24 protein-coding genes and 1 pseudogene are annotated in these 21,958 nt (G+C 61.8%); 13 read left to right on the top strand and 12 right to left on the bottom strand.

Features of this window, described 5'->3' with window-relative positions:
• Nucleotides 1–7: 7 nt before the first annotated feature.
• Nucleotides 8–553 carry a glutathione peroxidase gene (locus ACQKKX_RS00615; RefSeq protein ID WP_427567823.1) on the bottom strand — a complete coding sequence of 182 codons (546 nt, stop codon included), beginning with the start codon at nt 551–553 and terminating at the stop codon, nt 8–10.
• On the opposite strand from ACQKKX_RS00615, the gene ACQKKX_RS00610 reads away from it, so the two are divergent.
• The 4 genes from ACQKKX_RS00610 (at nt 552) to lysS (ending at nt 5,807) form a co-directional block, all read left to right on the top strand.
• Nucleotides 552–725 (top strand): hypothetical protein, encoded by a 174-nt coding sequence (locus tag ACQKKX_RS00610; RefSeq protein WP_427567821.1) that lies wholly within the window; start codon nt 552–554, stop codon nt 723–725. The genes ACQKKX_RS00615 and ACQKKX_RS00610 overlap by 2 nt on opposite strands.
• Nucleotides 722–2,494 carry an SLC13 family permease gene (locus ACQKKX_RS00605; RefSeq protein WP_427567819.1) on the top strand — a complete coding sequence of 591 codons (1,773 nt, stop codon included), beginning with the start codon at nt 722–724 and terminating at the stop codon, nt 2,492–2,494. The genes ACQKKX_RS00610 and ACQKKX_RS00605 overlap by 4 nt, the downstream gene beginning before the upstream one ends.
• Before the next feature lie 131 nt (nt 2,495–2,625).
• Nucleotides 2,626–4,083: a glutamate--tRNA ligase gene (gene gltX / locus ACQKKX_RS00600; protein WP_427567817.1), complete on the top strand. Its 1,458-nt coding sequence runs from the start codon at nt 2,626–2,628 to the stop codon at nt 4,081–4,083.
• A 227-nt stretch (nt 4,084–4,310) separates the two neighbouring features.
• Nucleotides 4,311–5,807 carry a lysine--tRNA ligase gene (gene lysS, locus ACQKKX_RS00595; protein WP_427567816.1) on the top strand — a complete coding sequence of 499 codons (1,497 nt, stop codon included), beginning with the start codon at nt 4,311–4,313 and terminating at the stop codon, nt 5,805–5,807.
• Nucleotides 5,808–6,023: 216 nt separating this feature from the next.
• Here lysS and ACQKKX_RS00590 read toward each other — a convergent pair whose 3' ends face one another.
• Nucleotides 6,024–6,947, bottom strand: coding sequence for a hypothetical protein (locus ACQKKX_RS00590; RefSeq protein WP_427567814.1), 924 nt, complete (start codon nt 6,945–6,947; stop codon nt 6,024–6,026).
• A gap of 338 nt (nt 6,948–7,285) precedes the next feature.
• Here ACQKKX_RS00590 and ACQKKX_RS00585 point away from each other — a divergent pair, with 338 nt between their 5' ends.
• From ACQKKX_RS00585 to ACQKKX_RS00570, 4 genes are read left to right on the top strand one after another with little or no spacing between them, the layout of a single operon-like run.
• Nucleotides 7,286–8,173, top strand: a complete 888-nt coding sequence (locus ACQKKX_RS00585; RefSeq protein ID WP_427567812.1) for a metal ABC transporter substrate-binding protein — start codon at nt 7,286–7,288, stop codon at nt 8,171–8,173.
• Complete coding sequence (locus tag ACQKKX_RS00580; RefSeq protein ID WP_427567810.1) at nt 8,170–9,063, top strand: manganese/iron ABC transporter ATP-binding protein; 894 nt, start codon at nt 8,170–8,172, stop codon at nt 9,061–9,063. Before ACQKKX_RS00585 ends, ACQKKX_RS00580 begins: the two co-directional genes overlap by 4 nt.
• Complete coding sequence (locus tag ACQKKX_RS00575; protein ID WP_427567808.1) at nt 9,044–9,934, top strand: metal ABC transporter permease; 891 nt, start codon at nt 9,044–9,046, stop codon at nt 9,932–9,934. The genes ACQKKX_RS00580 and ACQKKX_RS00575 overlap by 20 nt, the downstream gene beginning before the upstream one ends.
• Nucleotides 9,931–10,770, top strand: coding sequence for a metal ABC transporter permease (locus tag ACQKKX_RS00570; protein WP_427567806.1), 840 nt, complete (start codon nt 9,931–9,933; stop codon nt 10,768–10,770). Before ACQKKX_RS00575 ends, ACQKKX_RS00570 begins: the two co-directional genes overlap by 4 nt.
• A 152-nt stretch (nt 10,771–10,922) precedes the next feature.
• Here the strand turns inward: ACQKKX_RS00570 and tal are convergent, their stop codons facing one another.
• Complete coding sequence (gene tal / locus ACQKKX_RS00565; protein WP_427567804.1) at nt 10,923–11,888, bottom strand: transaldolase; 966 nt, start codon at nt 11,886–11,888, stop codon at nt 10,923–10,925.
• A gap of 194 nt (nt 11,889–12,082) precedes the next feature.
• Here tal and ACQKKX_RS00560 point away from each other — a divergent pair, with 194 nt between their 5' ends.
• On the top strand, nt 12,083–13,066 hold the full coding sequence (locus tag ACQKKX_RS00560; protein WP_427567802.1) for a sugar-binding transcriptional regulator: 984 nt from the start codon (nt 12,083–12,085) through the stop codon (nt 13,064–13,066).
• Here the strand turns inward: ACQKKX_RS00560 and ACQKKX_RS00555 are convergent.
• From ACQKKX_RS00555 to ACQKKX_RS00540, 4 genes are all read right to left on the bottom strand, one after another.
• Entirely contained in the window at nt 13,063–13,188 is a 126-nt protein-coding gene (locus ACQKKX_RS00555; RefSeq protein ID WP_427569308.1) for a type II toxin-antitoxin system RelE/ParE family toxin, read from the bottom strand. The genes ACQKKX_RS00560 and ACQKKX_RS00555 overlap by 4 nt on opposite strands.
• A 161-nt stretch (nt 13,189–13,349) precedes the next feature.
• Nucleotides 13,350–13,589, bottom strand: a complete 240-nt coding sequence (locus ACQKKX_RS00550) for a CopG family ribbon-helix-helix protein (protein ID WP_427569307.1) — start codon at nt 13,587–13,589, stop codon at nt 13,350–13,352.
• Between the two features lie 173 nt (nt 13,590–13,762).
• Nucleotides 13,763–14,581: a methylated-DNA--[protein]-cysteine S-methyltransferase gene (locus ACQKKX_RS00545; protein WP_427569306.1), complete on the bottom strand. Its 819-nt coding sequence runs from the start codon at nt 14,579–14,581 to the stop codon at nt 13,763–13,765.
• 191 nt (nt 14,582–14,772) lie between these two features.
• Entirely contained in the window at nt 14,773–15,255 is a 483-nt protein-coding gene (locus tag ACQKKX_RS00540; RefSeq protein WP_427567800.1) for a DUF2244 domain-containing protein, read from the bottom strand.
• 35 nt (nt 15,256–15,290) lie between these two features.
• On the opposite strand from ACQKKX_RS00540, the gene nth reads away from it, so the two are divergent.
• Nucleotides 15,291–16,103 carry an endonuclease III gene (nth, locus tag ACQKKX_RS00535; RefSeq protein ID WP_427567798.1) on the top strand — a complete coding sequence of 271 codons (813 nt, stop codon included), beginning with the start codon at nt 15,291–15,293 and terminating at the stop codon, nt 16,101–16,103.
• A gap of 18 nt (nt 16,104–16,121) precedes the next feature.
• On the opposite strand, the gene ACQKKX_RS00530 is transcribed toward nth, so the two are convergent.
• Nucleotides 16,122–16,835 carry a sulfate transporter family protein gene (locus ACQKKX_RS00530; protein WP_427567796.1) on the bottom strand — a complete coding sequence of 238 codons (714 nt, stop codon included), beginning with the start codon at nt 16,833–16,835 and terminating at the stop codon, nt 16,122–16,124.
• Between the two features lie 81 nt (nt 16,836–16,916).
• Nucleotides 16,917–17,848: pseudogene (locus ACQKKX_RS00525) on the bottom strand (LysR substrate-binding domain-containing protein).
• Between the two features lie 111 nt (nt 17,849–17,959).
• On the opposite strand from ACQKKX_RS00525, the gene ACQKKX_RS00520 reads away from it, so the two are divergent.
• From ACQKKX_RS00520 to ACQKKX_RS00510, 3 genes are read left to right on the top strand one after another with little or no spacing between them, the layout of a single operon-like run.
• Entirely contained in the window at nt 17,960–18,712 is a 753-nt protein-coding gene (locus tag ACQKKX_RS00520) for an SDR family NAD(P)-dependent oxidoreductase (protein ID WP_427567794.1), read from the top strand.
• A gap of 47 nt (nt 18,713–18,759) precedes the next feature.
• Nucleotides 18,760–18,963 carry a hypothetical protein gene (locus tag ACQKKX_RS00515; protein WP_427567792.1) on the top strand — a complete coding sequence of 68 codons (204 nt, stop codon included), beginning with the start codon at nt 18,760–18,762 and terminating at the stop codon, nt 18,961–18,963.
• A 51-nt stretch (nt 18,964–19,014) separates the two neighbouring features.
• Complete coding sequence (locus tag ACQKKX_RS00510; protein WP_427567790.1) at nt 19,015–19,137, top strand: hypothetical protein; 123 nt, start codon at nt 19,015–19,017, stop codon at nt 19,135–19,137.
• A 106-nt stretch (nt 19,138–19,243) separates the two neighbouring features.
• On the opposite strand, the gene ACQKKX_RS00505 is transcribed toward ACQKKX_RS00510, so the two are convergent.
• The 3 genes from ACQKKX_RS00505 to ACQKKX_RS00495 are packed head-to-tail and all read right to left on the bottom strand — an operon-like array spanning nt 19,244 to nt 21,955.
• Entirely contained in the window at nt 19,244–19,630 is a 387-nt protein-coding gene (locus tag ACQKKX_RS00505; RefSeq protein ID WP_427567788.1) for an ester cyclase, read from the bottom strand.
• On the bottom strand, nt 19,617–21,209 hold the full coding sequence (locus tag ACQKKX_RS00500; protein ID WP_427567786.1) for an FGGY-family carbohydrate kinase: 1,593 nt from the start codon (nt 21,207–21,209) through the stop codon (nt 19,617–19,619). The genes ACQKKX_RS00505 and ACQKKX_RS00500 overlap by 14 nt, the downstream gene beginning before the upstream one ends.
• A 41-nt stretch (nt 21,210–21,250) precedes the next feature.
• Entirely contained in the window at nt 21,251–21,955 is a 705-nt protein-coding gene (locus tag ACQKKX_RS00495) for an HAD family hydrolase (protein ID WP_427567784.1), read from the bottom strand.
• Nucleotides 21,956–21,958 lie beyond the last annotated feature (3 nt).

The raw sequence follows: 21,958 nt of genomic DNA, 5'->3' as shown, positions 1-21,958 counted from the left end.
GCAAACTTCATCCCTTCGCCAGTTCCTGCTCCAGCGCCGACACCAGCCGGCTGTCGAGCGGCTCCACGTCGGGCGCGAAACGAGCGACAACCTTGCCATCGCGGCCGATCAGGAATTTTTCGAAATTCCAGACGATGTCGCCGCCATCCTTCAGTTCCAGCCCCATCGCGCGCAGTCGCTCTTTCATAGGCCCGTCGCCCGTGGTCGGCAGCACGACCGAGGTCAGCGCCTTGTAGAGCGGATGCTGATCCCTGCCCTTTACCGAGATTTTTGAAAAGATCGGAAATTTCACGTCATAGGTGGACCGGCAGAACTCGACGATCTCAGCGTCTGTGCCCGGCTCCTGGTCCTTGAAATTGTTGGCCGGGAATGCAGCGATGACAAAACCCTCATCCCGCTTCTGTTCATAGAGCTGCTCCAGCCCGTCATACTGCTGGGTCAGTCCACATCGCGACGCGACATTGACCACCAGCATGACCTTGCCCCGGTATTCGGAAAGGGCTGTCTCACGCCCATCGGCAAGGGTTACGGGAATGGACAGAATATCGGTCATGGAAAATCTCCTGATGGGGCCAACCGGCGTGCGCACTCTAATCGGCCACTTGCCTTTGTCCAGCGGCGATGAAATCTTCTGCGCCCGCGTCCGCCGTTTGAAACAATCGGTGCGCTCGAGCATTAATGCGCCACATCTCAAGCAACGCCTTGCATCGCCCGGAGCCGCATGACCACCCAGCAGATCCTCGCCTTTGCCGTCATCGCCGCCATGATGACGGTGTTCATCTGGGATCGCTTCCGTTACGACGTGGTCGCCTGCTGCGCGCTGGTGCTTGCCGTGGCGCTTGGCGTGGTTCCGGTGGACCGCGCCTTTTCCGGCTTTTCCGACGACATCGTCATCATCGTCGGCAGCGCCCTCGTGGTTTCGGCCGGGGTGGCGCGCTCGGGCATCGTCGACACCGCCATCAAGAAATTCTTTCCCAATCTCAACACCCTGCATACGCAGCTGGCGCTGCTGATGATCGTGGTCGCGGTACTCTCGGCCTTCATCAAGAATATCGGGGCTTTGGCGATCATGATGCCGGTCGCCTTTCAGTTCGCCAAGAAATCCGGCGCCTCGCCCTCCAAATATCTCATGCCGATGGCATTTTCCGCCCTGCTCGGCGGGTTGATGACGCAGATCGGCACCTCGCCCAATATCGTCGTGTCACGCATTCGCGAGGAGATCACCGGCACCGCCTTCACCATGTTCGATTTCACCCCGATGGGTGTCATCCTTGCCATTGTCGGCATCACCTTTCTCCTGTTCTTCCACTGGCTGGTGCCGAGCCGCACCAAGCAGCACAATTCGCTTGAGGAAGCCGTCGAGATCAGCAACTACACGTCCGAAGTGACGGTCGGCCCGCAGTCGACCGTGCTGGAGCGGCCGATCAGCGAACTTCTCAAGCTGGGCGACGGCGAGGTCATCGCCGTTGCGGTCCTGCGCGGGCCCTCGCGGCGTACCCCACTACCGGACCTGGTGTTGCGGGAAAACGACGTGGTGCTGCTCGAAGGCCCCTCGGCAGCGCTCGACCGCGTCGTGTCGGCGGGCAAGCTGCAGCTTTCCGGCAAGCCCCTCGATGGCAAGGGAAAGGCCGATGCCGACATCATCTCGATCGAGGCCATTATCAGCCAGGAATCTCCCCTGCGCGGCCTGTCGGCCAAGGAACTGGCGCTCTCCTATACGCGCGGCGTCAATTTGCTGGCGATCAGCCGTCATGGTGAAAGGCTGAAGCAGCGGCTCGGCAGCCTCACGCTGATGGCGGGCGACGTGCTGGTGCTGCAGGGCAGCCGCAAGATCATGCCCGGCATCATGCAGGATTTTGCGCTACTGCCGTTGGCCCAGCGTGAGGTCTTGCTCGGCACGCGGCGACGCGCGGTCATTCCGCTGATCATCCTGGCGCTGGCCATGGCGGCCACGGCACTCGGCCTTGCACCGGTACCGGTCGCCTTCTTCGCCGCCGCACTCGGCATGGTCGTCTTCCGCGCCATTCCGCTTGCCGACATCTACAAATCGGTGGACGGCCCGATCCTCGTCATGCTCGCCGCACTGATTCCGGTGTCTGACAGCCTGCGCACGACCGGCGGCAGCGAGCTGATTGCCGGCTGGCTCGGCAATGCCGCCGCCATGCTGCCCGCCTGGGGGGCGCTGGCACTGATCCTCATCACCGCCATGGCGGTCACGCCCTTTCTCAACAATGCCGCCACCGTGCTGGTCATGGGACCGATCGCCGCCAGTTTTGCCACCAATCTGGGCTTCAAGCCGGAAGCCTTCCTGATGGCGGTGGCGATCGGCGCCGGCTGCGATTTCCTCACCCCCGTCGGGCACCAGTGCAACACGCTGGTCTTCGGCCCCGGCGGCTACAAGTTTTCCGACTATCCACGCCTCGGCTTGCCGCTCTCCTTGCTGATCATCATCGTCAGCATACCGGCGCTGCTTTACATCTGGCCCGTCGGCTAGGCGCTGCCGCCCCCAAAAACCTTGACGCTGCCGGCTGAATATGGCCTAAGCCTGCACCAATCCCTATTCCCGGAACAGGCTTGGCGCCGCCCGAACTCTGCGGGCAGCGCGCCGTCAAGAAGAGCAGCATCATGATCCATCCGACCCCGCGCGTCCGCATCGCTCCATCGCCGACAGGCGAACCCCATGTCGGCACCGCCTATATCGCGCTTTTCAACTACCTCTTTGCCAAGAAGCATGGCGGCGAGTTCATCCTGCGTATCGAGGACACCGACGCCACCCGCTCGACCCTCGAATTCGAGGAGCGTGTGCTCGACGCCCTGAAATGGACCGGCCTGAAATGGGCGGAAGGCCCGGATGTCGGCGGCCCCTACGGTCCCTACCGCCAGTCCGAGCGCAAGGACATGTACCAGCCCTACGCGCAGGACCTCCTGGACAAGGGCCATGCCTTCCGCTGCTTCTGCACGCCCGAGCGGCTGGAGCAGATGCGCGAAGGCCAGCGCGCTGCCGGCAAGCCGCCGAAGTATGATGGTCTGTGCCTGCGCTACAGCGCAGAGGAAGTGACCGCCAAGATGGCAGCCGGCGAAGGCTCCGTCATCCGCATGAAAATCCCGACCGAAGGATCGTGCGATTTTACCGACGGCGTTTACGGCGATGTGTCGATCCCGTGGGATTCGGTGGACATGCAGGTGCTTATCAAGGGCGACGGCATGCCGACCTATCACATGGCCAACGTCATCGACGACCACCTGATGAAGATCACCCATGTCGCGCGCGGCGAAGAGTGGCTGGCATCGGTACCGAAGCACATCCTGCTGTACCGTTATTTCGGCTGGGAAGCGCCGGTATGGATGCACCTGTCGCTGATGCGCAATGCCGACAAGTCAAAACTGTCGAAGCGCAAGAACCCGACATCGATCAGCTATTACTCCGCGCTGGGCTACCTGCCGGAAGCGCTGATGAACTTCCTCGGCCTGTTTTTCGTGCAGATCGCCGAAGGCGAAGAGCTGCTGACGATGGAAGAGCTGACCGAAAAGTTTGACCCGGAAGCACTGTCCAAGGCCGGCGCGATCTTCGACCTGCAGAAGCTGGACTGGCTGAACGGCCGCTGGCTGCGCGAAAAGCTTTCGCCGGAAGAGTTCGTTGCCCGCACGCTCGAATGGGCGATGGAAAATTCCCGCCTGACCGAAGGCTTGAAGCACTCGCAGAGCCGCGTGTCGAAACTCGGCGACCTGCCGAACCTTGCCGGTTTCCTGCTCGCCGCCGACGTCAACCTGACGCCTGCCTCGTTTGCGGGCCTGAAGACGTCTCCGGAAGACACGCTTCTCATCATCAACACCGTTCAGGCCGACATCGAAAAGATGATCGAGTGGAACGTGGAAGCGATCGACGCCGAACTGCGCGCCGTTGCCGACAAGCTGGAGAAGAAACTCCGCGTCGTGACGCCGCCGCTCTTCATCGCCATGTCCGGCTCGCAACGCTCGCTGCCGCTGTTCGACAGTATGGCAATCCTCGGCCGCTCGGTGGTACGCCAGCGTTTGAAGATTGCCGCAACGGTCGTCGCCTCGATGGTGGGCGACGGAAAGTAATCGCCCTTGTGGCGCTTTGCGCTGACGCCGCTCCGCTCTCCGACGTCATCCTTGGGCTTGACCCGAGGATCTGCCAGGGCAGTGACGGATGAGGCGCGGCAGCCTGGCGAAATGTGATTAGATCCTCGGGTCAGGCCCGAGGATGGCGGATGCGGAGAGGTTTCGTCCCTACGGCACCAGAATGCACCGGTAACCCCAACGAACACAGCCCCTAAAGGCGAAACACGATGACCGACACCAAGACCGAAACCGCCCTCTCCTCCGACGCCACCGAAGTGCGCGCGCAAAAACTCGCAAAGCTGCGCGAAACCATCGGCGATGTCTATCCGGCGCATTTCCACCGCACGATGACCAATGCCGAGCTGGCGGCGAAATACGCGGAGCTCCCCGACGACACCGAAACGGAAGATACCGTCACCGTCGCCGGCCGCGTCTATTCCTCGCGCAACTCGGGCATGTTCATGGACATCCATGACGCGTCCGGCAAGATCCAGATCTTTTCCCACAAGGACGTTACCCCGGAAGACGCCCGCAACATGCTGGCGATGATCGACCTCGGCGACATCATCGGCGTCACCGGCACCGTGCGCCGCACCAAGCGTGGCGAGTTGTCGATCAACGCCAAAGAAATCACCATGCTCACCAAGTCGCTTCTCCCCATGCCGGAGAAGTGGAACGGCATTGCCGATGTCGAGATCCGCTACCGTAAGCGCCACCTCGACATCATGAGCAATGAGGAATCCAAGCTGCGCTTCCAGCAGCGTTCGAAGATCGTGTCTGGCATCCGTCATTTCATGGAAAACGACGGCTTCATGGAAGTCGAGACGCCGATGCTGCATTCCGTCTATGGCGGCGCGACGGCCGATCCGTTCAAGACCCACCACAACACGCTGAAGCAGGACATGTATCTGCGCATCGCGCCGGAACTGTTCTTGAAGCGCACGCTGGTCTCCGGCCTCACCGACAAGGTGTTCGAGATCAATCGCAATTTCCGCAACGAAGGCGTCTCCACCCGGCACAATCCTGAATTCACCATGATGGAATGCTATTGGGCCTACGCGGACTATGAGGACATCATGGACCTCGTGGAGCGCCTGTTCGCCGAGCTGGCAACAAAAATCCACGGCTCGACCGAGTTCATGTACGGCGACAAGGAAATGTCCTTCAAGGGCCCGTTCAAGCGCGTGCCCATGCCCGACGCCGTCAAGGAAGTCACCGGCATCGATTTCCTCGCTATGAAGACCGACGAGGAAGCCCGCACCGCTGCAAAAGCTGCCGGTTTCGAAGTCGAAAAGGACTGGACCTGGGGCGAGTGCCTGGCCTTCATCTTCGAGGAAAAGGTCGAGGGCACGCTGATCCAGCCGTCTCACGTCACGCATTTCCCAAAGGACATTTCGCCCTTCGCCAAGGAAGTGCCGGGCGAGCCGCGCCTCGTCGAGCGTTTCGAGACCTATTGCAACGCCTGGGAACTGGGCAATGCGTTTTCCGAACTCAACGACCCGGAAGAACAGCGCAAGCGCATGGTCGAGCAGCTGGAACAGGCTCACGCCCGCGGCGAGAAGGACAAGCAGCTGGACGACGAGTTCCTCGACGCGATCGACCAGGGCATGCCGCCGGCAGGTGGCCTCGGCATCGGCGTCGATCGCCTGACCATGCTCCTGACCAACGCGCCTTCCATCCGCGACGTCATCCTCTTCCCCGCCCGCAAGGCCAAGGCGGATTGAGGTTCCTAGAAGGCGCGTATCCGACGGATGCACGCCGACCAGATCAAACGATAATGGCGCCGCTTCATCAGCGGCGCCATTTGTTTATCAAGCACCGCTTTCGATGGGGACGTCATCCTCGGCACGGTGCCGAGGATCCAAGCACGTCAATACTATCAAGCCATGGCAGATCCTCGGGAAAAGCCCGAGGATGACGGTGGAGAATTGATGATCTCTTCAATGACCTGACGGAGAAGGTTCCGTCACCGGCGGATGATCGCCCGCCGCAGCCGTCGTGTGTTCATCGATAGCCGGCGTTTCATCTTTCTTTTCGCCAAAGAACAGGCCGGTAATCGAGGCGAGGAAACCCTGGTCCTGCGGCGTCGAGGCAACCACCTCACCGCCATCAGGTGACCCATGTCCTTCGGCGGACGGTGCATCGTGACCTTCGGCAGGTTCCGCATCATGGCTTTGCGCCGGTGCTTCACCATGACCTTCACCGTGATTTCCAGCAGCTTCATCCCCGCCATGGCCGGTATCGGCGCTCTTGCCATGACCAGACGGGGCGGCGCCATGACCACCTTCCGCACCGGCAACGACCGGCTCGACGCAATCGGAAAATTCGGTCAGGCTCGCGGCCATGCCGTCGATATCCTCGTAAGGCAGGTCGACGCGCATGCCGTAATACTGGCCCGTCGCATCGGCACTGCCATCGAGGTAGAAAGCGGAGAGCGGATGGTTCATCACGCCGTCCGGCACTTTCGAAGGATCCGGCGTATAGATGACCTGCGCGCCGATGGCACGGCCGCGCATGGCGGCCCGGTCGGTCGGTCCGGCCTTGTCCAGAATGGCGACCTGAACGAGATCCGCCTTTTCCGACTTCTGAACAGACTTGGCGACCCGCACCGCCGTGCGCAGGCGCGCAATGCCGTCGCCCGGATCGGCAACGACATATTTGCGCACCCAGTATTGATGATCGCGCTTGATCTTCACCGTCTGCAGCGTCGAACAGGACAGCCCGTTGAGACTTGCGGAAGAGGAACCGAGCAATCCGGCGTGGCTGGCGTAAAGCGCGGCCGCACCGCTGCCACCGCCGAGAACGACGATGCCACCGAGGATCAGGGCAAGCTTTCGCGATAGCCGGATCTTGATGCCTTTCACGTACCAAGCCCCGGCATGGTCTACCCCAATTACTCAACAACACATCTAGAATACTGAGCCGATACTCACTCATTCCTATTGAGGAAACTTTAATCCGCTAATGTTTTCCACGCGAAAATACGCGTGTTTTCCACCGCATCCGTGCCAGATCGATCCAGGTTGAACCTTTTTTCGACGCCTAGCTGCGTTTCCGATTTCGACGAGGGCAATCGCTTCCCCGTGCAGAACAGGTGCCCGGTCAAACCTGCCTTGTTGCTAATCATTCGCAATAGCATTGACAGCGAAGAAATCCGCACTAGTCTATAATGCGAATGACTTGCAACAACAGAAACGGTTCCATGTCCCTTTTGAGAATTGCATGCCTCGTCGCCGGTATCCTTGCCCTTCCTTTCACCGCGCAGGCGCAAGAAAAGCCCAAGGTCGTCACCACCTTCACCATCATCGCCGACATCGCGAAGAATGTCGCCGGCGATGCCGCGACCGTCGAGAGCATCACCAAGCCCGGTGCCGAGATCCACAATTACCAGCCGACGCCGCGCGACCTGTTGCGGGCCCGTGACGCCGATCTGGTTTTGCGCAACGGTCTCAATCTTGAACTCTGGTTCGAACGGTTCTTGAAAAACCTCGGCGACGTGCCGAGCGTCACTGTATCGGACGGCATCACCCCAATGCCGATTGCCGGCGGCGCGTATCAGGGCAAGCCCAATCCGCATGCCTGGATGTCGCCGGACAATGCTCTCATCTACGTCGAGAACATTCGTAAGGGTCTGGCACAGATCGATCCGGCCAATGCCGCGGTCTATGCGGCCAATGCCAGGGCCTATAGCGACAAGATCCGCGCCCAGACCCAGCCGATCCGCGATGAACTGCAAAAGCTGCCGGAGAACCACCGCTGGCTGGTGACAAGCGAAGGCGCCTTTTCCTATCTCGCCCGCGATTTCGGCCTGCAGGAACTCTATCTCTGGCCGGTCAATGCCGACAGCCAGGGCACGCCGCAGCAGGTGCGCGCCGTGATCGATGCCATGCGCCAGCATCAGGTCAAGGTGATCTTTTCGGAAAGCACGGTCTCCGACAAGCCGGCACGGCAGGTCGCATCGGAGACCGGCGCGGCCTATGGCGGCGTTCTGTACGTGGATTCGCTTAGTGAAGCAGACGGCCCGGTGCCGACCTATCTGGATCTGCTGCGCGTCACGTCCGGAACCATCGCGAAAGGTCTCGCACGATGATGATGGGCAGCGTCAAGCCGGCGACATCCGGCATCCGCCTCGACAATGTCAGCGTTGCCTATCGCAACGGCCACACTGCGCTCAAACAGGCCAGTTTCGAGGTGCCGAGAGGAACGATTACCGCTCTTGTCGGCGTCAACGGCGCCGGCAAGTCCACCCTCTTCAAGGCGATCATGGGGTTCGTGCCGCTGGCCGAGGGCGCCGTGGAAATTCTCGGGCTTCCTGCCCGCGCGGCGTTGAAAAAGAACCTCGTCGCCTATGTTCCGCAGTCGGAAGAGGTCGATTGGGATTTCCCCGTCCTTGTCGAGGATGTGGTGATGATGGGCCGCTACGGGCACATGAATTTTCTGCGCATCCCGTCGCGCCGCGACCACGAGATGGTCACGCAGGCTCTTGAACGGGTGAACATGGCGGACTACCGCAAGCGCCAGATCGGCGAGCTTTCCGGCGGCCAGCGCAAGCGTGTGTTCCTCGCTCGCGCGCTCGCCCAGGAAGGGCAGGTCATCCTGCTCGACGAACCGTTTACCGGCGTCGACGTGACCACCGAGGAGCAGATCATCGAACTGCTCCGCGCGCTGCGCGACGAGGGCCGCGTCATGCTGGTCTCCACCCACAATCTCGGCAGCGTCCCGGATTTTTGCGACCGTACCGTTTTCGTGAAGGGCACGGTGCTCGCCTACGGAAGGACGGAGGACACGTTCAACGAAGCCAATCTGGAAAAGGCTTTTGGCGGCGTGCTGCGTCACTTCATTCTTGGCGGCCGCGACCTGCATGACGACGAGGACCCGCGCCACGTCAAGGTCTTCACCGATGACGAACGGCCCTACGTCACCTATGGCCACGGCCGACAAAAGCAGACGGAGGCCGAAAATGCTCCAGACGCTTCTTGAACCCTTTACCTACGGCTACATGGTCAACGCCATTTGGGTTTCGACCCTCGTTGGCGGCGTCTGTGGCTTCCTCTCCGCCTATCTGATGTTGAAAGGCTGGTCGCTGATCGGCGATGCCTTGTCCCATTCCATCGTGCCCGGCGTTGCCGGCGCCTTCATGCTCGGCCTGCCCTTTTCCATCGGCGCATTCCTGTCCGGCGGTCTGGCGGCGCTCGCCATGCTCTTTCTCAACCAGCGCACGCGGCTGAAGGAAGACGCCATTATCGGCCTGATCTTCACCTCGTTCTTCGGGCTTGGCCTGTTCATGGTGTCGCTGTCTCCCACCTCGGTCGATATCCAGACCATCGTGCTCGGCAATGTTCTGGCCATTTCGCCCGGCGATACGCTGCAACTCGTCATCATCGGCACGGTCAGCCTCGCGGTTCTTGCCTTGAAGTGGAAGGACCTGATGGTCGCCTTTTTCGACGAGAACCATGCCCGCACGATCGGCCTTAAGCCTGATCTCCTGAAAGTGATGTTCTTCGCGCTGCTTGCCGCCTCCACCGTCGCCGCCATGCAGACCGTCGGGGCCTTTCTCGTCGTAGCCATGGTCGTCACCCCCGGCGCCACCGCCTATCTGCTGACCGACCGCTTCAGCCGCGTGATCCTGATGGGTCTCGGCATCGGCGCCGCCACCAGCTTTGTCGGCGCCTACCTCTCCTACTTCCTCGATGGCGCCACCGGCGGCATCATCGTGGTGCTGCAGACGGCGATCTTCCTCATAGCCTTCGTGTTTGCCCCCAAACACGGCATGCTCGCCGCGCGCCGCCGGCTGAAAGCATCCCTCGAAGACGCCACCCTGGCGCCGGCGACCCCGGAGACTGCACGATGAGCGACACGATCGACCTTCTGCTCTTTCCCTTCCAGATCGATTTCATGCGCACTGCCTTTGCCGTGACGCTGATGATCGCGCTGCCCATGGCCATCCTTTCCTGCTTTCTGGTGCTGAAAGGCTGGTCGCTGATGGGCGATGCCGTGAGCCATGCCGTACTACCAGGCGTGGTGATCGCTTATATGCTCGCCATCCCGTTTTCCATCGGCGCCTTCGCCGCCGGCATGATCTGCGCGCTGACGACCGGTTTTCTCAAGGAAAACAGCCGTATCAAGGAGGACACGGTGCTCGGCATCGTCTTTTCCGGCATGTTCGGATTGGGCCTGGTTCTTTATGTCAACGTCCAGGCTGACGTGCATCTCGACCATATCCTGTTCGGCGACATGCTCGGCATCCTGCCCTCTGACCTGATCGAAACAACGCTGATCGCCGTGGCCTCGACCATCTTCCTCCTGATCTTCCGCAAGGATCTGCTCGTCCACGCCTTTGACGAACAGCACGCGAAAGCCATCGGCCTGCCGACCCGGATCCTGCATTACGGTCTGCTGACCGTGCTGTCGCTCACCGTGGTCGGCGCCCTGAAGGCGATCGGCATCATCCTGTCGGTCGCGCTTCTCGTCGCCCCCGGCGCCATCGCCTTCCTGCTGACGCGCCGGTTCACGGCGATGATGCTGACGGCCGTCGCGGTGGCGCTCGGCTGTTCGCTCGGCGGCATTTACCTCGCTTTCTTCCTCGATAGCGCCCCTGCCCCGACAATCGTGCTCCTGATGACGACGGTGTTCATTCTGGCATTTGTGAAGACGGTGGTAACGGCGAAAAGAGTGCCAGCTACCTGAACGCAGAAAGACCCGCCAATGGCGGGCCTTTCGCAATTCAGTTTTGCCACTTCCGTCATCCTTGGGCTTGTCCCAAGGATCTAATCACGCTGCCACAAAATCAGCGTAGCAGATGCTCGGGACGGGCCCGAGCATGACGACCATGAACGTTTTTACGCAGCAGCCAGCTGCAGCTCTTTCTTCACCAGATCGCGCAGGGCGTGCAGGTCCTTGGCGAACAGGCGGATACCGTCGGACAGCTTTTCGGTTGCCATCTGGTCTTCGTTGAGCATCCAGCGGAACGTCTTTTCGTCCATCCTGATCGGATCGACGGCCTCAAACTTTTCGGGCGACAGCTTGCGCTCCAGCGTGCCTTCGGCCTTGTCGAGCTCGTCGAGCAGGTTCGGCGCGATCGTCAGGCGGTCACAACCGGCCAGCGCTTCGATTTCGCCGATATTACGGAACGAGGCGCCCATGACGATCGTCGAAATGCCGTTCGCCTTGTAATAGTTGTAGATCGAACGCACCGAGACCACGCCCGGATCGGTTTCCGACGTGTAGTCCTGGCCGGACGCCTTCTTGTGCCAGTCGAGAATACGGCCCACGAAGGGCGAGATCAGGAACGCCTTGGCATCGGCGCAGGCGACGGCCTGAGCGTGCGAAAACAGAAGCGTCAGGTTGCAGTCGATGCCCTCGGTCTGCAGCACTTCGGCGGCCTTGATGCCTTCCCAGGTGGAGGCGAGCTTGATGAGAATGCGTTCGCGCTCGATGCCGCGCGCCTTGTAGGCGGCGATGATCTCATGCGCCTTCTTGATCGAACCCTCGGTATCGAAGGAGAGGTCGGCATCGACCTCGGTCGAAACGCGACCCGGAACGATGGCGGCAAGCGCCGCACCAACGTCGATGGCCAGACGGTCGGCGACGGCAACCGCGATCGCATCATCATTGCCGCCCTGGCTGCGGCCCCAGGCCACGGCTTCCTTCACCTTGTCTGCAAAGATCGAGGTACCGATTGCCTTCAGCACGATCGACGGGTTGGTGGTGCAATCCACCGGTTTGAGGCGGGCAACGGCTTCGATGTCACCGGTATCGGCGACAACGGTGGTCATGGCGCGCAGCTGCTCTAGTTTCGATGTCATCCGGAAAATCCTCGCTTTTGAAAACCCGGCGCCTCCAAGAGGCGCTTTCGATCCCTGGACAGTCACGGTGATAACAGCCGGGGCGCGGCGACAAGTCAAGACATTTGTCTTCTTGAATTGACATATGTTCCATCCATGACGATATCATGGCATAGGCAAGAGATAGTGCGCCTGCGGGCAAATGCGAGGATGGCTTGGTCAAACTCAGACGCGATACCCATACCGCCGCCTCGGACAACGGATCGCAGCGGCTGCGCGCCGCCTGGCTCTACTACAATCAGGGGCTGACCCAGAAGGATGTCGCCGAGCGCCTCGGCGTCAGCCGCTCCACCGTGATCCGCATGCTCGACGAGGCGATGAAACGCTCTGAAGTGCAGATCTGGATCAGTGAGGGCGTCGATACCTGTCTGGAACTCGCGACCCGGCTGGAACGCGCCTATGGGCTGGACGAGGCGGTCGTCGTGCCGGCGCCGAAAGACGATGGCGCCGAGGCGCTGGCCGGTGCCGTCGGCCTTGCGCTGGGGCAGTTTCTTTCCGAAGTTGTGCAGAACGACATGACCATCGGCGTCGGCTGGGGCCGTACGATGACGGCCTCGCTGTCGAGTTTTCGGCCGCCGCGGCGGGAAAACTGCAAGGTGGTGTCACTGCTGGGTGGACTTGTCGCGGTCCAGAAGACCAATCCGCTCGATTTCACATGGCGGTTTGCCGGCCAGCTCGGCGCGGAATGTTTCATGTTTCTTGCGCCGCTCCTGGTCGACAGCGTTGCCACGAAGCGGGCGCTGATCGAAAAATGTGGTCTCGATGCCGTCTACGATCTGGCCGAGGACCTCGATCTTGCGATCGTCAGCTGCGGCGATATCGGCCCGCATTCGACCTCGCTGTCGGAAGGCTTCATCTCCAAGGCCGAACTCGACCGGCTGATCGCGGCCGGCTGCGTCTGCGACACGATGTTCAACTTTCTCGACGCGGACGGCAACTCGGTGGATCACAAGCTCAACGAGCGGGTCATGTCGGTCGACCTCGATACGCTGAAGAAGGCAAAGCACATCGTGCTTTCTTCCGGCGGCGCGCACCGCGCCACGGCGATCCGTGCCACGATCCGCCGTGTCGGCTGCAACACGCTGATCACCGACGAAGCGGCGGCAACGGAATTGTTGGCGTTGGCGGAAGATAGCTAGATGTCGTCAGGCCACAAGCGGGCACCATGCTGAACGAACAGCACTTCGACGCGATTGTTCTTCACGCAATAAGCAACGATGTAAGGCGTGCCGGCTACAACGAGTTCACGCGTGCCCGGTATATCGCCGGTCCTGCCCGTGAAAGGATGGTTGGAGAGAAGAGTGGCCGTTTGGTGTGAATGTCGCGGACGACCTTCGAAGCGGCACGCGGATTTCGCTCCGCAATATAGTCACCGATCGCCTCAAGTTCATTGAGGTAGCGCCGCTACCAATATCCGTACGGCTAGGCGAACTTGTCATATTTGCCAAGGACACCGATAATTTCGGTATCCGCCGCAAAATTTCCCGCGTCAGCATCCTGAATTCCAGCTTGAACGCCCGCAACCCATTTTTCTTGCCACGCGAGAGAGCGTCCGTTCGTAAGCGCGTCTTCGACGATCTGCGCACGCGTCAGATGCATCCGTTCGGCCAACCGATCGATCCGTTGCGACATGTCCTCAGAAAGCTCAACGCTACTTTTCATGGCCGGGATTTTGGCACGGCTGCCGGAACTCTGCGAAGGAAAACACGCCGTACAATCCTTTTGCGTCACCGGTTTCGGAACTATGCCATCCGCCCTTTCACCCATAAGGCACATCAGAAACGGAAAGAACGCCAAGCTGGCAGGATGCTTATGGCATCCCGCCCGTTCAGGTATCAGGCCTGCCCGGCTTCCCAACCGAGGATCGCGCGCTTGCGGGTCAGACCCCAATGATACCCGGTAAGTGCGCCGCTCTTGCCCACCGCCCGGTGGCAGGGCACCACGAAGGAGATCGGGTTGGCGCCGATCGCCGCACCCACCGCGCGGTTGGCAGTCGGCTGGCCGATATCGCAGGCTACGTGTGAGTAGGTCACCGCCTTGCCGAACGGGATTTTCAAAAGGCTGCGCCAGACCTTGACCTGGAAATCGGTCCCGATCAGCACGACCTGCAACGGCCGCTCCGCCGCCCATCGCGTGCGGTCGAAGATACGGGTGATATAATCGGCCGTTCCATCCGCATCCTCCACATAAGCCGCGTTCGGCCAGCGCCGCGTCATGTCGTCGAGACAGGCCTGCTGGTGCTCGAAGCCGTCTGCGAAGGCGAGACCGGCAAGGCCGCGATCGGTCGCCATGACCAGCGCCCGCCCGAACGGCGAGGCGTGAAAACCGTAACGGATCGTCAGCCCGCCGCCCTTCGCCTTCCACTCGCCTGGCGACATCGCCTCGTGATTGACGAAGAGATCGTGCAGGCGACCCGGCCCGGACAGACCCAGCTCATAGGAGGTTTCCAGAAGCGGCAGATTTTCGGCGCCGAGCAGCCGCTTGGCGTGATCGAGCGTTACCGCCTGAAGAAACGCCTTGGGCGAAAGGCCTGCCCAGCGCGTGAAGACCTTCTGCAACTGCGTGGGGGAATGACCGAGTTCTGCGGCAATGGCGTCGAGCGAGGGTTGGGCGCGATAATCGAGCGTAATCAGCTCGATCACCCGGCGCACCATGTCGTAATCGGACCCTTCCGGCGTCACGTCGAGCGCCTGGCTTTCGATCTTTGCGGGGATGTCCGTGGGAGCAGCGTTCCCGGCAACCGTCTTCATGGCAAGGGCGTTCATCGGCGTCTCTCCTTTGCCCCAAGATGGCCGCCCGCGGCGCTTCCTACCACCCGTTTCTCGCTACTACGCGCGATTATCCGCTAGATTCGACGCGTCACGCTGGCAAGCGCGCCGCGAAAGGCGCTGGCAAAGCTTTCGCGATCCTCCGGGTTGAGCAGCGAGCCGACATCCGTTCGCCGGCCCTTACCCGTCACATACATGGCCGTGATCCCGAATTCCTCGTGACGGGAGACCCCGAAGCGCGCCCAGAACGGGTTGAAGCGATGTTCGACGGCGCGGCCCGCCGGCGAAATCTTGCGGATCGACACCAGGCTGCGCGTCACCGTGACTTGCTCGCGCGCCCGGCCGGAACGGTAGTTCAGCCGCAGAGCAGCGTAGAGAGCGAGAAAATCGAGCCCGAAAAACACGCCCACAGGCCAGGCGCCGGTGATGAGGAAGAACAGGCCGTATAGCACGCAGACAGCGCCCGAGAGGGCCAGAAGCACGCGAAACCCGCGCGGCCCGAGCGAACGATGTGCGGTCAGTTCGGCCGCGAAAACCGGTCTGTCTTCGGAGGCATCCACGTTGCTTTTCTCCGGGTCGAATGGCACAGACAAGCATGGCCATTTCCAAGCTCAAATCCAGCACCCAAACCCCGAAAAAGTCAAATCCCGACGCCGCGACCCGCCGTCGCAAGGCCTTGCCCCGCTCTGCCTATTCGAAGGAGGAGCGGATCGAAATGTTTCGCCGCTTCGCCGTCCAGCGGCCGGAGCCGAAGGGCGAACTGGAGCATGTAAACCCGTTCACGCTGGTGGTGGCGGTGGCGCTATCGGCGCAGGCGACCGATGCCGGGGTCAACAAGGCGACGCGCGCCCTGTTCAAGATTGCGGACACGCCGGAAAAGATGCTGGCCCTGGGTGAAGATGGGGTGATTGCCCATATCAAGACGATCGGGCTTTATCGCAACAAGGCGAAAAACGTCATCGCGCTCTGTCGCATGCTCACCGACCAGTTCGGCGGCGAGGTTCCGAAGACCCGCGAGGAACTCGTCATGCTGCCCGGCGTCGGTCGCAAGACGGCGAATGTGGTAATGTCCATGGCTTTCGGCGTGGCGACCATGGCCGTCGACACCCATGTGTTCCGCATCGCCAACCGCATAAAGCTGGCGCCCGGCAAGACGCCCGACGATGTCGAAGACAATTTGATGCGGGTGATCCCGCAACCCTATCTCTATCATGCGCATCACTGGCTGATCCTGCACGGACGCTATACCTGCAAGGCGCGCCGCCCCGAATGCGAACGCTGCGTGATCGCCGACATCTGCAAATACCCCGCCAAGAGCAACGACATTCCAGCACCGCTCGTCGAACTCCCGCCGCAAGTGGTGGGCGAGGTCGTGGCGCAGGATATCGAAGAAAACGCCGCACGATAGAAGTCGGGCGGCGCCAACCTACCCGGCAAATGCCGGATCGCGCTTTGACAGTGCCTTGTGCAGATGCACCATCAGGCCTGCGGCAAACAGCGGCGTCAGAAGGTTGACGAAGGGGATTGCCAGAAAACCCGCGATCAGCATGCCGGCCAGGAACACGGTGGACGAATGTTTGGCGCGAAACGCTCTGGCTTCCCTGACCGGGCGAAACCGCATGGCGGCGAATTCGAAGAATTCGCGGCCGAGCAGATAGCCGTTGACGAGGAAGAAGGCGATCAGATTGACGCCGGGAATGAACAGCATCAGCAGCGCGATGATATTGCCGACGATCACGACGCCGAGAAACTGGATCGAACCGACGATCGCCTGGCCGAGCGGCAATTCCCGGCCCGGCGGATCGGCGGGGTAATCGCGCTTTTCGATCACCTCGGCGATATCATCGAGAAACAGGCCGGCAATCAGCGCCGTCACCGGAGCGATCAGAAGCGCCAGCGCAAGGGCAAGGCCGATCCCGAACAGGATGCCCGCAATCAGCGCCAGGATGCCGCCGAAATCCGGCATGGAGGGCAGGAAGGCTGCGAACCATGGCCATACATAGGTCAGCAACACCTCGCGAAGAGCAAACCACAGGCCGCTTAGGATCAGCAGCGTCAGCCCCAATGTCTTTATGAAGGCGGCCCGCGTTTCGGGCGCAGGAAGGTTGACGAGCGAGCGGCGGGCTGCGTCGAGGATCATCGGCGTCTCCATATTGCCCTTCAGGCGGGTCTGCGGGGATGTAGGTTGGTCTTGGAGGAACAGCAAGACGAACGGGATGGTTTAGGCGATATCCGCGTGGCGCTTCGGTATCACTGTCTCCAGCGCGTCACGCGGAAAATGCGTCGCCAGATGATCGATGAACTTGCGCACCGCCGGCGGCAGGCCGTGCCGGGTCGTGAAGACCACATGCACGATGCCGCGCCGCCCGCGCCATGCAGGAAGAACACGCGTCAGGCTTCCGTTCTGCAACGCCTGCCGGCAAGTGTGATCCGGCAGGAGACCGATACCAAGCCCGGCGATCGCCGCGGCGCGAACGGCGGCGAAATCCGCACAGCCCATGCGCGGCGTGTGGCGCAGGACATGCGCGCGGCCGTCACCCGTTTCCAGTTGCCATTCCACCTCGTTTGCCTCGTCACTGCTTGCCAGGGTCGGCAGGGATGCAAGCTGAGAGACATCACCGATGCGGCTCGCCAGTTGCGGGCTTGCCACAAGGATGCGGACCGAGTGGCCAAGCAGCGCATGGTGAGCGAGGCATCGCTATCCAGCAAGACGCGAACCCGCAGCGCCACATCGATACGCTCTTCGATGAGATCGACGGCCCGGTCAGTGGCGACCAGTTGCAGCCGTACTTTCGGGTATCGTTCGAGAAAGCTGGTCATCAGCCCGGAGATCGGCTCGACCATGCCTGTCGGGCAACTGAAGCGGACAATTCCGTGCGGTTCCGACTGCGCTTCGGCCACCAGTGCTTCTGCATGCTCTGCTTCCGCCAGCATGGCCCTGCAGCGCTGGTAAAACACCTGACCGACATCGGTCACGCGGAAACGGCGGCTGGAGCGCTCGATCAGCCGCAGGCCGAGACGCGTCTCGAGCGCCGCGATGCGGCGGCTCAGCTTGGATTTCGGCTCCCGCAGGGCGCGGCCTGCGGCGGCAAAGCCGCCATGCTTCGCCACCTCGGCAAAATAGGCGAGATCATTCAGGTCGCTGCGCATCATCGTTCTCCTGACGGAACGATGAGTAGCACATTTGCCGACTTTCGCCAGCGGCGTTGCGGTAGCATCTCTATGGGGCGGTCAATGAGCCGCCAACCTCATGGAGACAAAACAATGAGCAAGCGTTTTGACAACAAGGTCGTCATCGTCACCGGCGGCACAAGCGGCATCGGTCTTGCCAGTGCCAAGGCCTTTGCGGACGAAGGCGCTTCGGTGTTCATCACCGGCCGCCGCAAGGAAACGCTCGATGCGGCGCTGAAGGCGATCGGCGGCCGCGTCACCGGCGTGCAGGGCGACATGAGCAAGCTTGCCGATATCGACAGGCTGTATGATGCCGTCCAGCAAGACCACAGCCATATCGACGTCGTGTTCGCCAATGCCGGCGGCGGCGAATTCGCAGCGCTCGGCTCCATTACCGAGGCGCACTACCAGACCACGTTCGACACCAATGTCAAAGGCGTGCTCTTCACCGTCCAGAAAGCCCTGCCGCTGCTGCGGGACGGTGGCTCGATCGTGCTGACCTCCTCGACCACCAGTATTTCCGGCACGCCGGCCTTCAGCGTCTACTCGGCGACCAAGGCCGCCATCCGCAATTTTGCCCGCAACTGGATTCTCGACCTCAAGGATCGCCATATTCGCGTCAACGCCGTCAGCCCCGGCGTCACCGACACGGCCGGCCTCAATGAGCTGTTCGGTGGCGGCGAGCAGGCCAATGGCACCAAGGATTATCTCGCCGGACTGATCCCCGCGGGCCGTGTCGCCCAACCGGAAGAGATCGCCAAGGCCGTGCTGTTCCTCGCTTCGGACGATGCAAGTTTCGTCAACGGCGTCGAGCTGTTCGTCGATGGTGGTCAGGTCCAGATCTGACAACAGGCCATCGCGATGACGGACCCGACCCTTCAAGGAGACCGGGCATGCCTTACAATCTGTCCACCCTTTTGACACGCAACCTGTTCGACGTGTTCGGCGAGGGCGATGACGCCCGCCGCAGGGCGGCAGTCGAAGACATCTTTGTCGAGGATGCCGTATTCCACGAGCCGAACGGCGTCCATCATGGCCGGGAGGATATCGCGCGCATTGCCGGGCGTATCCGCTCGTTCCATCCGGATTACCGCTAATACGGTATTGCGGCCGCCGGAAGAGCTTCACGATACGGGCGCATACAATGGGTGTCGGGCCGCCCCGGGGAACCGGCAGCCTATGCCGGGACCGACATCGTCATTGCCCGCGACGGCAGGATAGCCGCGGTCTATCTGTTCTTCGACCGGGCACCCGCACAGGAAGAAGCGTGACGGGCACGACACCGTTACACGATCCACCGACCTCCACGCGAAACCATTGCGTGGAGGTTTGCGTGATCCGGGCATGGAGGCGACGAAGAAGCGCCAAGCGCCAGTGTCAAAGCTGCGCTTCGATCGCGGTCTTATCGAGCACGGAGCGCACATCGACGATCCGTCCCGCCTCGACACGATAAAAGACATTCTCGGCGAACCGGATACGCCGGCCATTCACCGCGAGATCGAGAAACTGACCCTTCGGCGAACAGTCGAAGGCCAGCCGGCTGGCAATATGGGGCGGTTCGCAGACGAGGAGTTCGACCCTGAACCACAGGTCGGGGATCCGCTCGAAATCGTCCATCAGCATGTCGCGATAGCCGGTGAGGCCAAGCGGACGGCCGTTGTGATGCACATCGTCGCCGACGAAGCGGCCGAGATCGTCGAAGGCCCTGGCGTTCAGGCAGTCGATATAAGCGCGGTAAAGGTCGGCAAGCTCATGCGGCGTCATCGTCCAGTCTCCGCAATTCCTCGCGATGGCGGACCATGGCGAGGAAACGCCGATAATCGCGATCATAGGCTTTCGTGCGGATGGGATCAGGCGCATGTTCCACCCAACCCTGGTCCATGGCACCGGCTGCAGCCTGCAGCGTTTCGTGCAATCCGCCGGCCACCGAAGCCGCCATGGCCGTACCGAGAAGGACCGCGTCACGGGCCTGGGGTACCACGACCCTGCGGCCGGTCACGTCGGCATAGAGTTCCAGAAGCAGCGGGTTCTGCACGTGACCGCCGGTAATGTGCAGGGTCTCGAACCGGTAGCCGTATTGCGCGAGCGCCTCAAGGATATGGCGAACGCCGAGGGCGATCGATACACAGGTGCGCCAGTAGACGCGGCACAGACCATCGAACGACGCATCGAGCGTCAGGCCGGACATGACGCCGGTGGCGCGCGGGTCTGCAAGCGGCGAGCGATTGCCGTGGAAATCGGGCAGGATGTGAAGATCGGGCGCAAGGTTGCTGCCTTCCTCGGCGCGCAACAGGCCGATGCGGGCAACGACTGCCGCATGCAGGTCGAGCGTCGGCTCGCCGCCCGCCGCGTGCATGCGCACGATATGGTCCAGCAGCGCGCCAGTGGCCGACTGACCGCCTTCGACCAGCCAGTGACCGGGCAGCAGCGCTTCAAAATACGGTCCCCACAGGCTCTTGCCGGGCTTCGCCTCGCCGTTGATGGCGACGATGCAGCTTGAAGTGCCGGCGATCAGCGCCACGCTCTGCGCCAGGGCATCGCCCGCGGCTGCCCTGCCGAGCGCGCCGAGTGCGCCGGCATAGGCATCGATCATGCCGGATGTGACGACGCAGGCCGTATCGAGACCGAGATCGTCCGCCGCCTGTTTCGTCAGGTGTCCGATCACACCGCCGACCGGCACCGTCTCCTCGCTCAGGCCGGCGCGTTGCAGCAGGTCTTCAAGACCGGCCTGCGCTAGAAAATCGGTCTGCCAGCCCGTTTTTGCGTGGGAAAGATAATTCCATTTGGCGGTCAGCGTGCAGCGCGACCGGCTGGCGAGGCCCGTTGCCTTCCAGGTCAGAAAATCAGCAAGATCGAAAATGAAACCGGCCTTCACCCAGGTCGCCTGGTGGTGCCGCTTCAGCCACATCAGTTTGGGCATCTGCATTTCCGGCGACAAGGTTTCGCCGGAATATTTCAAAACCGGGTGGCCGGAGGCATTGAGCACTTCCGCCTCGTCGATGGCCCGGTGATCGAGCCAGACGATCGTGTCGAACCGGGTTTCGCCACGCGGGGAAACCGGCAGCGGCCGGCCCTCCCCGTCCCGCACGACCAGGGAACACGTCGCGTCGAAACCGAGTGCGGCCACCTCGCCGGCGGCAACGCCCGCCTCGCCCAGCGCTGCCCGCACGGCACCGCAACAGGCAGTCCAGATGTTTTCGGAATCATGTTCGGCGTGGTTTTCGCGAGGGCGGATCATCTCGATCGACTGCTGGGCACGGGCCAGCATGCGCCCGTCGCGCGAAAACACGGCCGCGCGTGCGCTCGTGGTGCCGACATCCACCGCGACGATGTGTTCACGCATGCTTATCGATTTCCTGCCCTAGCCCTCAGTGCCGCAGCCGGTCACAACGAACGGCCGACGGCGGGTCCCTTGCGACCATCCTGAAATTTTTCGACAAGGTGGAGCAAATCGGGCATGGCGTCAAATACGGCGTCGGGCTGAAGCGCCTCGATCCGTTCACGATAGCCTGAAACATGGGTATGGGAGCCGCCGGTAAAGGCAAGCGCCGTCATGCCGGCGCGGTGCGCGGCCTCGATGCCGGCCGGGCTGTCCTCGACCACGATACAGTCGGCAGGATCATATCCCATCCGCTCGGCTGCAAGCAGAAACAGGTCGGGTGCGGGCTTGCCGTTTTCGACCATGGAGGCGGAAAAGATATGCGGTTCGAACTTGTCGATGAGCCCGGTCAGGGTCAGCGACAGGCGGATGCGCTCCGGCTGGCTGGAGGATGCGACACAGAAGGCGCCGCCGAGGCGGTCGACCGTATCGGCAATGCCCTTGATCGCCTGCAATTCGCTGCGGAACCGCTCGTAGAGATCGACACGCAGACCTTCGAGAAATTCCGGCCCCGTGTGAAATCCGTATTCCTCGTCCATGACCTGGGTCATGGTGGCGAGGCTGCGGCCGAGGAAACGGCTATAGGCTTCCTCCTCGGCCATATCGATGCCGTGGCGATTGAGTGCTGCGACGAGAACACGCACCGAAACCGGTTCGCTGTCCACAAGGACCCCGTCACAATCGAAAATCACCAGCGGCCGGTCATTCATGGC

Source organism: Neorhizobium sp. NPDC001467 (assembly GCF_050275975.1).
Classification (GTDB): Bacteria; Pseudomonadota; Alphaproteobacteria; order Rhizobiales; family Rhizobiaceae; genus Neorhizobium.
Note: the sequence above shows the minus strand (reverse complement) of the source record. Positions and strands in the feature narration are given on the sequence as shown.